The organism is Sphingomonas hankyongi (assembly GCF_023516575.1).
In the GTDB taxonomy this organism is placed as follows: Bacteria; Pseudomonadota; Alphaproteobacteria; order Sphingomonadales; family Sphingomonadaceae; genus Sphingomicrobium; species Sphingomicrobium hankyongi.
In genome coordinates, this window is the sequence record NZ_JAMGBE010000003.1 from 351,726 (window position 1) to 363,915 (window position 12,190).

Sequence of the window (12,190 nt, forward strand, 5' to 3'; positions counted from 1 at the left end):
CTAGTAAACCGGACGCGGCCCCACAGCCTTGAGCTGCGGGCGAGGAAGCTGCGCGGCCAGCTTCTGGGGCAAGAGCCGCAACAGCGGCTCACGCATCGCGGTCCATCGCACGGCGAGGAAGGTCAGCATGAGGCCGCAGACGAGAAAAGCGATAGCGATCCCGCTTCCCCCGACTCCTACTCCGCCGAACAATGCGATCATCGCCGGCACGGCATAGACCATTCCGGAGGTCAGCAGCGACCGCCGGTCGATCACCAGCGCGACGGTCGCGAAGACGAGGAAAAGGACGAGGACTGCGGCCGCCTGGCCATGGTTGGGGTCGGCAATCTGCTGGAACATCCGGCCCCAGCTGGCCGCATCGCCTTCAACCCCCAGGAGCAATGTCATCGCACCTTTGACGATGAGGAAGCCAGCGGCGATGTGCATCCAGAAAGCGACGTCGCTGCGCACGGTCTCGCGCCGTACGTCGCTGATATCCCACCACATCGCCCAGACGAACAGGAGCGGACCCACCACCGCGCTGACGAGGTCCACCCCGAGACTCGGGAGTTCCGGGAACAAGGCGCGGACCGCGTTTACGCCGACGTTTACGAGGGCGACGGCAAACGCGGCGAAAGCGATCGGCAACTGGAAGCGCCGCCACCATGCGTAGCAGGCCACTGTCGCTACGGCGGCGGTCAGCACGTAGGCGACGGCCGGCGCCTCGACCCCGCCATACATGTGCAATGGGTCGAACCCGGTCGTCAGCAAGCCCACCGTCAACGCAGCTCCGGCGCAGCCAATCGCCCAGACGACGAACAACACGAAACTGGTCAGCATGAGCCTACGCTTCTCGGTGAAATAGCGCGCCGCAACCCAGCAGGCGAAGGGGAAAGCCGCAGCCGCGTAAGGGAAAGTGGCGCCGACAAGGGTGATCAGCGTGACGGTCACCATCGCGATCCCGATCGCTGCCATGACGTCGGCAAAGCCGCTGACCAGCGCAAACCGCTCTTCGGTGGCGCTCGGCGCGTGACGCAGCCGCTCATCGAAGCGGCGCAGCTCGTCTGCCTGGTCGCTCCGGATCACGCCGGCTGCCACAGCGGCGTCGAGGTCGAAATGCTCCATACGCAACAGCCCCTTCAGGGCGCGCGCTTTAGCAACGCTTCGCGAACAAGCGGTTAAGGCGTAACGGGGCGGAATGCGGATCTTCACCATCGGATATGAAGGTGCGACGGTCGCGGAGTTTCTCGCCGCGCTCGAAGGGGCGGGCGTCGAGCGGGTCATCGATGTGCGCGCAGTACCCAATTCGCGGCGTCCGGGATTTTCGAAGACCCCATTGCGAAACGCGCTCGCGGAAGCCGGAATCGAATATGTCCATCTCCGCGCGCTCGGCACGCCAGCCGACGGAAGGGCGGCCGCGAGGGCGGGGCGGCACGCCGATCTCGAGCGAATCTACGCGGGTCAGCTGGAACTGCCGGAAGCGATCGTCCAGGCTGCGCAAATGACGGAGCTGGCGGCCGAAAAGCCGAGCGCGCTTTTGTGCTATGAGCGCGACCCGGCGCATTGCCACCGAACGCTTCTGCTCGATGCGGTCGCGCCCGGTGCAGACGTCAGGCACCTGTTCGCCTCAGTTACGGTAGATTAGCGGCAGGAACCGCCGTCGCCACTGACAAGTTACTGTAGCGGAACAATCAGGAAGGGAGACGCCTCGATGAGGAAATTGGCACTCTTGGTAGGCTGCACGCTTGCGCTTGCTGCCTGTGAAACCACCCCGCCTCCACCGCCCGATCTCAACAATCCGTTGTTGGCTCCGGGATTCCTGGCGCAGGCGAGCAGTGCGAACCAGTTCGAGATCCAGTCGAGCCAGCTCGCGCTTCAAGCGTCGCAAAATCCCGCCGTGCGGAATTTTGCGAATGTGATCATCGCAGACCACACGCAATTGGGTCAGCGGGTTGCGGCCCTTGGCGCCTCCGCGCATTTGCCACCGCCGCCGCTGGGCCTGCTGCCCGCCGATCAAGCAACGCTCGACCAGCTTCACGCAGCCGGGACCGGTTACAGCTTCGACCAGGCGTATCAGCAGGCGCAGATCAACGCGCACCAGCAGGCCATCGGGCTGATGCAGAACTATGCCGCAAGCGGCGATGTGCCGGTGCTCCGCAGCGCCGCCGGAGAGGCTGTCCCGGTGATGCAGCGGCACCTGCAGATGGCTCAGTCGCTCGTGCTGACTCCACCGCCGCCACCGCCGCCTCCGCCGGCTCCACCGCCGGTCGGACGCTCTGGCGAGCGCGGCTGACGCCTAGCTGCAAAGGAAAAGGGCCGCCAATCGGCGGCCCTTCTTCCGTCAGACGACCGGGAGTTCCTCGGCCTGAGTTTCCCCGTCGAGCAGTGCCTCGATATCCGGGATGGGCCGCCCGCTCATTTCCTTGTTCACAGTGCACACGAGCCGTCGCTCAACTTCCTTGTGCAGGCATTTCTTGAGGACGCCGAGCGCCTTGGGTGGAGCGATGATGGCGAGCGCGTCGAAATCGTTCCGCAGCACCCGGGCCTTCAATTCATCGGCCGCATCCTTGATCCAGCGGTCCTCTTCCTGCTGCTGAAAGTCGGTCTCCTCATAAGTGGAGCGCCCGTAGCCGGCACTCTGCTTCGTAGCGCCGGGAGCGTCGGTCTTGATATCGCGATCCTTCCTGTCTTCCCGCTGATCGTGGGCTTCCGTGCGCAGGTCGATCTGGTTTTCGTCTCCGCGATTTCTGAAGAAAAGCATCTTGCGGCCGTCGGCGACCAGGACCAGCGCATTGTGGGGAAGGGGCATAGACGTACTCCTTGAAAACAGGCCTTAGGAGAACGCGACCCGGTCCCGCCCGGTTTCCACTGTTCGTCGCAGTAAAGTCCGCGCCGGACCGATAGTTACTCCTGCTCCGGATCGGCGGGCTTCTCAAGCTCGCTTTCACCAATCACCGCATCGGGCACAGGCTCGACCTCCTCGCCGCCCTCGACTTCGATCTCTTCCTCTTCGCTTTCGTCGATGCGGGCGACGCTCACCACATGCTCGTTTTCCGCGACTCGGAAGATGGTCACACCCTGCGTGTTCCTGCCCATGATCCGGATATCGCCGACCGTCGTGCGGATCATCTTGCCCTGGTCCGTGACGAGCATCAGCTGCTCGCCCTGCCTGGCCGGGAATGACGCGATGACGCGGCCGTTGCGCTCCGACGTGTCGATGTTGGTGATGCCCTGGCCGCCGCGGTTGGTGCGGCGATACTCGTAGGCGGAGGAGCGCTTTCCATAGCCGTTCTCGGTAACGGTGAGGATGAACTGCTCCTTCTCCGCCAGCTCGGCAAAGCGGTCGGTGGGCAAAGTGCACTCGACATCTTCACGGTCGCGCCACTGTGGGCATTTGAGATAGGCTTCGCGCTCCTCCTGCGTGGTTCCGACGCGATGGAGGATGGACATCGAGATCACCTCGTCGCCTTCCAGCAGGCGCACACCGCGAACGCCAGTCGACGTCCGCGACTGGAACTCGCGCACATCGGTGGCGCGGAACCGGATCGCCTTGCCGTTGCGCGACGCGAGGAGGACGTCATCCTCCTCGGTCAGGAGCGAAACCCCGATGAGCCGGTCAGTCGGATCCGCCTGCTCATCGCTCTCGTCAGTTTCGGCCCCTTCGCCGCCCGACGTGCCGAAACGCATGGCGATCTTGCCGGCGGTCGGAATGTTGGTGAAGGCCGCCATGCTGTTCCTGCGGACGGTGCCGTGTGCGGTCGCAAACATGATGTGGAGGCGGCCCCATTCGTTCTCGTCCTCGGGAAGCGGCAAGACCGTCGAGATGGTTTCGCCGTCCGCGAGCGGCAGGAGATTGACCATTGGACGACCCTTCGTGTTCGGGCCTCCTTCGGGCAGCCGCCAGACCTTCATGCGGTAGACGCGGCCGAGATTGGAGAAGAAAAGGACAGGGTTGTGGGTCGAGGTCACGAACAGGTTGGTGACCGCGTCCTCTTCCTTCGTCGCCATGCCTGAGCGACCCTTGCCGCCCCGCTTTTGCTCCCGGAAGACGCTGAGCGGAGTGCGTTTGATGTAGCCGGCGACGGTCACCGTCACGACCATGTCCTCGCGCTCGATCAGGTCCTCGTCCTCGATCCCGTCGGCGGCAGGCGCGAGCTCGGTAACTCGCGGCGTGGCGAATTCGGCTTCGACCTCGTCGAACTCTTCGCGCATCACCTCATAGAGGCGGGCGCGATTGCCAAGAATCTCAAGAAGTTCTCCGATGCTGCTTGCAAGCTCAGCGAGCTCTTTGCCGATCTCGTCGCGACCCAGCGCGGTCAGTCGATGCAGGCGTAGCTCGAGGATCGCGCGCACCTGTGCTTCGGAAAGCTTATAGGTCTTCTCGCTCTTCTGCGGCTCGACGGCTTCGACCAGCGCAATGTACTGGCGGATCTCGTCCATCGGCCATTCGCGAGCGAGAAGCTTTTCGCGGGCTACGGCCGGGCTCGCAGAACCGCGAATGAGCTTCACGACCTCGTCGAGATTGGTGACGGCAACGACCAGGCCGAGCAGGATATGGGCGCGCTCGCGAGCCTTCAGCAGCTCGAACTTCGAACGGCGGATAATGACTTCTTCGCGGTAGCGGACGAAGCTTTCGATGATATCGCGAAGGGTCAGCGTTTCAGGGCGACCGCCGCGGATCGCGAGGACGTTCGCCGGGAACGACGATTGCGCCGGCGTGTGCCGCCACAGCTGGTTCAGGACGACGTCGGGCGTGGCATCGCGCTTCAGGTCAATGACGATGCGGACGCCATCGCGGTTCGATTCGTCGCGAATGTCGGACACGCCTTCGATGCGGCGGTCCTTCGCCGCCTCGGCGATCTTCTCCACGAGGCCGGCCTTGCCGACCTGATAGGGGATTTCGGTGAGAACGATCGATCGACGGTCGCCGCGACCTTCCTCGACGTGGGCGCGGCTGCGCATCAGGATCGATCCGCGGCCGGTGGTGTACGCGTTGCGGATACCGCTCTGGCCAAGGATCAACGCGCCCGTCGGGAAGTCCGGACCCTTCACATGCTCCATAAGCCCTTCGGAGCTAATCGCCGGATCCTCGATATACGCGCGGCAAGCCGCAAGCACCTCGCCCAGGTTGTGCGGCGGGATGTTGGTCGCCATGCCGACGGCGATTCCGCCTGCGCCGTTCACCAGCAGGTTCGGGAAGCGGGCAGGGAGCACCTGGGGCTCGCGCTCCGATGCATCGTAGTTGGGCTGGAAGTCGACGGTATCCTTGTCGATGTCGCCGAGCAGGAAGTTCGCGACGCGCGCAAGCCGCGCCTCGGTGTAACGCATGGCGGCCGGCGGATCGGGATCCATCGAGCCGAAATTGCCCTGGCCGTCGATCAGCGGCACTCGCATCGACCAGCTTTGGGTCATGCGGGCGAGGGCGTCGTAAATCGCGGAGTCGCCGTGCGGGTGATATTTACCCATGACGTCGCCGACGATGCGGCTCGATTTACGATATTGCCTCCCCGCGACGTAGCCCGCTTCCTGGCAGGCGAAGAGGATACGGCGATGGACCGGCTTGAGGCCATCGCGCACGTCGGGCAGCGCCCGGCTGACGATCACGCTCATCGCGTAATCGAGGTAGCTGGTCTTCATTTCGTCGACGATCGAGATCGGCGCGATATCGCCGCTATTGTCGTTGCGTTCGTCCACGGGCGGTTCAGTGGCCAAGTAAACTTCCTGTCGTTAGGGGAATGCACGCGAGGGTTTGCGGCAGGATGCCGGCCCCCGCGACTCTATCTAGTGACCGTAACCGCCAAGCGCCACCCCGCGCGCGCACGCGTGTACGCACGCGCGAGCAATTCACTTAGGACGGTTCAAAAAGAGTTCAGCACGGAACGGGCAAAGCCGCTGCATTCACACTGGCTTGGCGGACGCTTCCGTCAGGACTAAGCACCTTCGCCGCAGATTGGACGGCCCGCGCGCGGGCAAAAGGAGACTTTCGATGCAAATCACTGTTGGTCGCGCTTTCGTAGCGCTCCTCGCCGCGGGCGTCGCCGCGCCCGCGATCGCTCAAGGAAGCTACGGTTCCACCGCTCCGCAACAATCGCGCGGGGCGCCGACTCCGGACCAGCAGGAAGAGGAATCGGCAGCTCCATCCCGCGGAGCGCCGACCGGGTCCGCGCCGGCGAAGGAGGAAATCCAGGGCGGGATCAAGCCGTCCAAGGGCGCCATGAAGCCGATCGTCGAGCTGCAAAAGGCAGTGGCGGCGAACGACCAGGCGAATATCCCGGCGAAGCTGGCCGCTGCCCAGGCGGCGGCGACAACCGCAGACGACAAGTACCTGGTCGCCCAATTTCAGCTGAAGATCGCGGCCGCCAAGAACGATCTTCCGAGCGTCGCCTCCGCAGTCGACACCATCGCGGCCTCGGGAAAGATCGACAGCCAGAAGGTCGGAGCACTCTATCGAGGGCTTGGCGGGTCCTTCTACAACGCCAAGCAATATGATCAGGCCGCAGCTGCTTTCGCGCGGGCAGTCTCGGTAAATCCCGCTGATATTGAATCGCTGAAGCTGGTTGGCGAGACGCAGCTTGCGCAAAACAAGCGGCCCGAAGCTGCAGCCACTTTCGGGAAGGTCATCGCGGCTCGTAACGCCGCCGGGCAAAAGGCGGAGGAGGACCTCTACAAGCGCGCGGTCCAGCTCGCTTATGATTCCAAGGCCGCCAATGCGACCCAGCTCGCTCGCGAATGGGTTGCCGCCTATCCAAGCCCCGACAGCTGGCACAATGCGATCGCCATCTATCGCAACCTCAACCAGCCTGACGTCGAAAGCACGCTCAGCCTGTTGAGGCTGATGCGCGCGACGAAAGCGATGACCAACCCCGGCGATTACGCTCTCTATGCTGCCGCCGCGGCCGACCAGCGCAACTATAATGAAGCACAGGTCGTCATCGACGAAGGCATCGCCGCGAAGGTGGTCGACCCGTCGAGCGCACGCTTCAAGGACATCATCGGGCCGCTCAAGACCAAGCCGATCGCGACTGCAGCCGATCTCGCGACGGCCAGCAAGACGGCCGCGACGGGCGCCGCCCTGCTGGGCATAGGCGATCGCTATTATGCCCTCGGCGATTATGCGAAGGCGGTCGATGCCTACAAGGCGGCCCAGTCCAAAGGCGCGGACGCCGAAGTCGCCAATCTCCACATCGGCATGGCGCTGACCGCGGCCGGCGACAAGGCCGGCGCAACGCAGGCGTTCAACAGCGTCAAGGGCAGCCGCGCGGCAATCGCCCAATATTGGCTGCTGTATCTGCAGGGCCGTGCCTGACCCGGCCGTACATCGAGAAGCGCTGAAGGAGGCGTTCGCGAAAGCGGACGCCTTTTTCACATGTCCGGGGCGGCTGTGACCACAACTTCGAGACTGTCCCGTTTCGGGATGGTTAAGAGGTGCCGCCTTAGCGCCACCCGGCCCTGCACATAGAGCCGATGTTTGGTGCGTCTTTAGGTGCGGGACATTCGGTGCGGTTCGACGATCGCTTACTCACGGTGCTGAACCATTCGGCAAGCGACCGCCACGATGCGGCGGTGCGCTGGCGGCAGCTTGTCGACCTCGTGGCTCGTGCCGGACCGAACAGCTCAAGTCCCGTCGTGGTCCAGGCGCTCGAGGCCATCCGCGATGGGTCCAACGATGTGGACGAGCCGCTTCGCGCGGCCGCGGCTCGCGCGGTTGCGGCGCTCCCGCTTCCCCTCGGTCTTCTTGAATGTTTCGCCGCTGACAAATTGAGCGTGTCTGCGCCTGTGCTGGCCGCTGCAAAGCTCGATCCCTCTGAATGGGAAACCGTCCTTCGCGTGGCGGATTCGGAGACGCGCCACTTCGTGGAAGCCCTGCACCCGCAGATAGGCGCTGAAAAAATTGCGGACCTGACGGATTCGCTGGTTGAGCCGGCCGGGCCAGTCGCCGAAACGTACGAAGAACCTGTCGCAGGCCCCAGCACGGATATCCCTGTCGGTCCGTCGCTGAGTGAAGTCGTCGCGAGGATCGAACGCAGGCGGCGGAAGCGTGCCACGCAGCCGCCGAGCCTCGAAGCCACCCCGGGCACCATATCGATCGGGACGCCGTCGCTGTTCCGCTGGGAGTGCGGCCCGAGCGGAGAGATCGTCTGGGTGGAAGGAGCACCGCGAGGCGCCTTGATCGGCCGATCCGTGGCGCGCGCACAGGAGATTGAAGGGGACACGGTCGAGGAAGATGTCGTGCGCGCCTTCGCCATGCGCGCTCCGTTTCGGGACGGCAGTTTCACGATCGGAGGAGACGGCCTCGTCTCGGGCGACTGGAAGATAAGCGGGATACCGGCTTTCGATCCCGCTGACGGGCGATTCGCCGGCTATCGCGGCATCGCGCTTCGAACCGAGCCGCCGCGACGCGAGGAGGACGCGGCGGATACGCTGCTCGACCCGGATTCGCTTCGTGAGCTCGTCCACGAGATCAAGACGCCACTCAATGCGATCATCGGGTTCGCAGAGATCATCGACGGACAATATCTCGGCCCCGCTGACCGGCGCTATCGCGAACGCGCGGCCGATATCGTCGCCGAAGCGCGCTTGCTCCTGGGCGCCATCGACGACCTCGATTTCGCTGCAAAGGTCCATTCCGCCAGCGACGACAGCGCCAGGCGCGTCGACATGGCCGAGCTGATCGAGCGCGCAAGCCCATCGCTGCGCGCCCTCGCGAGCGATCGTGGCGCCGATATGGAGATCGCACTGTCCTCACGAGTGCCGCCGATTGCTGTGGAACCCGAACTGGCCGACCGGCTCATCTACCGCTTCTGCTCCGCGATGATCGACGCGGCGAGCGCGGGCGAGCGACTGCGTCTATCCATAGACCAGAGCGGCGACCAGTGCCGCTTGTCGGTCAGCCGGCCTGTGGCCTTGAAGGGACTTGCGGAAGCGCGCTTGTTCGACCCTGGGCAGACGAAGGAGCCCGAAGGGACGCGCATCGCTTTTTCCTTGAAGCTCATTCGCGGTCTCGCGCGCATTGCCGGCGGCGATCTCGTTACATCGCGGGCCGGCCTGTCGCTGACATTCCGAAGGGCCTGATCGCGGCAATCGCGCTTGGCGCGGGCGTTCGCGCCGTCTATCTCGCCAAAGCCGGGGAGGGCCTGTAGCTCAACGGTAGAGCCGGCCGCTCATAACGGCTAGGTTGGGGGTTCGAATCCCTCCGGGCCCACCATTCATCATCCGCGTCCGATCAAGGGTTGGCGACGACGGTGATCGGCCCTAGGTGCGGGGCCGTCGGGGAGTAGCGCAGTCTGGTAGCGCATCTGCTTTGGGAGCAGAGGGTCGCAGGTTCGAATCCTGTCTCCCCGACCAACATCCCGCAAAACCGCCAGCTTATTGCTGGTTCGTATTGTTCGTCTGGACGTCCTGGTTCACGGTCACGTCGACGTCGGTGTTCTGCACCTTGTTCGCGGTCTGCTGAACGTCGTTGGCGATCGCTCCGCCAACATTCTCGGCAAAATTGCCGACGTCAGCTGCGGCATTCTCCGCAGTATTCTGGTCATATTGGACCGTCACCGCATTGCCTTCCTTGCTGACGTTGCAGCCAGCCAGAGCCGCAGCAACCAACGGAAGCATGATGATCGTCCGCATGAAATCCTCCAGTCTTTTGACGCCTAACGCTGTTTACCCCGTTTCGGCTCCGGCTCAATTGGCCCCGCTAGCACGGCAAGCATTGTCGTCCACGCCGCAACATTCTGCCGCAAATCCTCCTTGTCGATCTTGTCGAGCGTATCGTCTGGCGTGTGGTGGATGTCGAAATAGTGCGTCCCGTCCTGGCTGAGGCCGACTGCAGGGACACCGGCAGCGATCAAGGGTCCGATATCGGACCCGTCTGCTTGCTCAAGCGAGCCTGGAACAATGCCGAGCGGGGCGAGCGCAGCCTGCAAGAGCCGTGCTTCATCCTCTCGCCCCTTGCCCAGCTTGCTGTCGACCTTCCAGATCCGACCGGCACCGAAGTCGCTTTCGGCCACGGCATGGTGCGGCTGTGCGCCGTATTTCTTTTGATAGTCGAGGCCACCGAACAGGCCGATCTCTTCAGAGCCGAACCAAACCACCCGGATGGTTCTTAGCGGCCGTCCGGCCGCCTTGATCCGATGCGCCGCGGCGGTGGTAATGGCCAGGCCGGCCGCGTCGTCTATTGCGCCGGTACCGAGATCCCAGCTGTCCAGGTGCCCGCCGATCAGGACTGGCGGCAGGGAAGGATCACGGCCCGGCACTTCGGCGATGACGTTGCCGGATTGCCCGGGCTGGGTCTGGGAAACGAGCGTCAGATGCATGGTCACGGGCTCGCGGCCCTGCATCGAAGCATGGCTGAGGATGCGCTGGAGCTGCTCCGCGTCGGGAATGCTGAGAGCGCCGGCGGGAATTGGCTTCACGCCGGGAGCGAAGGTCTGCACGCCGGCATGCGGATTGCGGTGATAATCCGTGCCGATTGAGCGAATGACGATCGCAAGCGCGCCTTTGCGGCTGGCCACGCTCGGTCCCTGCCGCCGCGGGCCGCCGAAAAAGCCATAACCCGATCCGTCCTGCGTCCGCTGCATGGCGTGGCTGACAAAAACGATCTTGCCGCGAACGGCCGAATCGGGCGCTGCTTCCAGCGCCTGCTCGCTTTCGAACCCGACGACTTCGCCAGTGATCCCATCGGCACCGGTCGATGCACTGTTTCCCAGCGCCGCAATCACGAGCCGTTGCGGGAAGGGAGCGACAATCTCTGCGCTTTCGAAGCCACGGGTCCAGCTCGCGATCGGGAAGGATTCAACGCGGACATTTGAGAAACCGAGGCTCCGCAGCCTGCCGGCTGCCCATGTGCGCGCGCGAGCTTCCGCCTCGGTGCCCGCGAGACGCTGGCCGACTTCCGTCGTGAGGTCCTCAGCGATCGTCCAGGCAAGGCGGTCATCTAGTGCCGCCTTCTGCAGATTCGTGATTGCTTCCGGCACTTGCGGAAGGGGGGCCGGAGCCTGTTGTGCGAGCGTGGAAGTGGAGGCGGCGAGAATGATTGCTGTGAACAGAGAACGCATCATTCGCCGCTACGGAGTGACTCTGCCCAAGTCACGCACTCAATCGATAAAAACTGCGGAGGCATCCATCAAAGAAGCCGCATCTGGTTGCCTTCCGGCGGCCGAAAGAGGTCCGTTCGAAGCGGGAACTTCACGTTCCGCAGCCCATATTTCTTGGCGGCGATCTCGAAGCGGGTCCTGATCAGCTCCGCCCAGGGCCCTTGCCCGCGCATCCTGCTGAAGAAGTTCGGGTCATTGTCGCGGCCGCCTCGCAGGGAGTGGATCGTCGCCATGACCTTCGAGGCGCGGTCAGGATAATGCTCCTCCAGCCACGCACGAAAGAGCGGCGCCACTTCATGCGGAAGCCGGACCGGGAGATAGAAGCCGCCAGGAGCGCCGGCCTCGACCGCTGCTTGGACGATATGTTCAAGCTCATGGTCGGTGATTTGAGGGACGACTGGAGCGATTGCGACATAGCAGGGGACGCCGGCGGCATTGAGGGCCTTGACTGCCGCAAGGCGCTTGCGGGGTTGGGGGGCGCGGGGCTCGAGCGTCCGCGCCACCTTCGTGTCGAGTGACGTCACCGAAAGCGCGACCGACGCAATTCCGAGCTCCGCCGCGGGCTTCAGAAGGTCGAGGTCGCGCAGGACCCGGTCCGACTTGGTGGTGATCGTGAATGGATGGCGCGTCTCGAGGAGAAGCTCGATCACCGAACGCGTGATCCGCCAGCGGTCCTCGATCGGCTGGTAAGGATCCGTGTTGGTCCCCATGGCGATGGGGCGGCATTCGTATCCCGGGCGCGATAATGCCGCGTGCAGCAGCTGGGCTGCATCGGGCTTGACGAACAGCCGCGATTCGAAATCCACGCCGGGCGACAGGTCGTGGAAGGCGTGGGTCGGCCGTGCGAAGCAATAGATGCAGCCGTGCTCGCAGCCGCGATAGGCGTTGATCGAGCGGTCGAATCCGATATCCGGAGAGCTATTGCGCGTCAGGATCGACTTCGGACGCTCTATCGTCACGGTCGTCCGTCGCTTCGGCACTCCGTCCAGCGCTTCCACTTCGTCGAGCCAATCGGCCTCGACGAAATGCTCCTTCAGGTTGAAGCGTGTCGGCGTCGGATTGCGCGTCGCGCCACGCCCGGAATTCGACTCGACCGGCATTGCGCCAGCCTAGAGCGAATA

10 protein-coding genes and 2 tRNA genes are annotated in these 12,190 nt (G+C 64.0%); 6 read left to right on the plus strand and 6 right to left on the minus strand.

Going from position 1 to position 12,190, the window contains the following annotated elements:
* On the minus strand, positions 1 to 1,104 hold the full coding sequence (locus LZ538_RS10235; protein WP_249831913.1) for a hypothetical protein: 1,104 nt from the start codon (positions 1,102 to 1,104) through the stop codon (positions 1 to 3).
* 73 nt (positions 1,105 to 1,177) lie between these two features.
* On the opposite strand from LZ538_RS10235, the gene LZ538_RS10240 reads away from it, so the two are divergent.
* On the plus strand, positions 1,178 to 1,624 hold the full coding sequence (locus LZ538_RS10240; RefSeq protein ID WP_249831914.1) for a DUF488 domain-containing protein: 447 nt from the start codon (positions 1,178 to 1,180) through the stop codon (positions 1,622 to 1,624).
* Positions 1,625 to 1,690: 66 nt separating this feature from the next.
* Positions 1,691 to 2,272, plus strand: coding sequence for a DUF4142 domain-containing protein (locus LZ538_RS10245; RefSeq protein WP_249831915.1), 582 nt, complete (start codon positions 1,691 to 1,693; stop codon positions 2,270 to 2,272).
* Between the two features lie 48 nt (positions 2,273 to 2,320).
* Here LZ538_RS10245 and LZ538_RS10250 read toward each other — a convergent pair whose 3' ends face one another.
* Together LZ538_RS10250 and gyrA are read right to left on the minus strand one after the other, a co-directional pair.
* Positions 2,321 to 2,788, minus strand: coding sequence for a host attachment family protein (locus tag LZ538_RS10250; protein WP_249831916.1), 468 nt, complete (start codon positions 2,786 to 2,788; stop codon positions 2,321 to 2,323).
* Between the two features lie 95 nt (positions 2,789 to 2,883).
* The gene (gyrA, locus tag LZ538_RS10255) at positions 2,884 to 5,616 is read right to left on the minus strand and encodes a DNA gyrase subunit A (protein ID WP_249832211.1); all 2,733 of its coding nucleotides are present in this window, start codon (positions 5,614 to 5,616) and stop codon (positions 2,884 to 2,886) included.
* Positions 5,617 to 5,965: 349 nt separating this feature from the next.
* On the opposite strand from gyrA, the gene LZ538_RS10260 reads away from it, so the two are divergent.
* The 4 genes from LZ538_RS10260 (at position 5,966) to LZ538_RS10275 (ending at position 9,324) form a co-directional block, all read left to right on the plus strand.
* Complete coding sequence (locus LZ538_RS10260) at positions 5,966 to 7,285, plus strand: tetratricopeptide repeat protein (protein ID WP_249831917.1); 1,320 nt, start codon at positions 5,966 to 5,968, stop codon at positions 7,283 to 7,285.
* A 158-nt stretch (positions 7,286 to 7,443) separates the two neighbouring features.
* On the plus strand, positions 7,444 to 9,051 hold the full coding sequence (locus tag LZ538_RS10265; protein ID WP_249831918.1) for a sensor histidine kinase: 1,608 nt from the start codon (positions 7,444 to 7,446) through the stop codon (positions 9,049 to 9,051).
* Positions 9,052 to 9,109: 58 nt separating this feature from the next.
* A tRNA-Ile gene (locus LZ538_RS10270) sits at positions 9,110 to 9,184 on the plus strand.
* A gap of 63 nt (positions 9,185 to 9,247) precedes the next feature.
* Positions 9,248 to 9,324 (plus strand) — tRNA-Pro (locus LZ538_RS10275).
* Between the two features lie 21 nt (positions 9,325 to 9,345).
* Here the strand turns inward: LZ538_RS10275 and LZ538_RS10280 are convergent.
* The 3 genes from LZ538_RS10280 to LZ538_RS10290 form a co-directional block, all read right to left on the minus strand.
* A complete protein-coding gene (locus LZ538_RS10280) occupies positions 9,346 to 9,603 on the minus strand; it encodes a hypothetical protein (protein ID WP_249831919.1) in 258 nt (85 codons plus the stop codon).
* A gap of 23 nt (positions 9,604 to 9,626) precedes the next feature.
* Positions 9,627 to 11,033: a M28 family peptidase gene (locus LZ538_RS10285; RefSeq protein WP_249831920.1), complete on the minus strand. Its 1,407-nt coding sequence runs from the start codon at positions 11,031 to 11,033 to the stop codon at positions 9,627 to 9,629.
* Positions 11,034 to 11,098: 65 nt separating this feature from the next.
* Positions 11,099 to 12,169 carry a PA0069 family radical SAM protein gene (locus tag LZ538_RS10290; RefSeq protein ID WP_249831921.1) on the minus strand — a complete coding sequence of 357 codons (1,071 nt, stop codon included), beginning with the start codon at positions 12,167 to 12,169 and terminating at the stop codon, positions 11,099 to 11,101.
* Positions 12,170 to 12,190 lie beyond the last annotated feature (21 nt).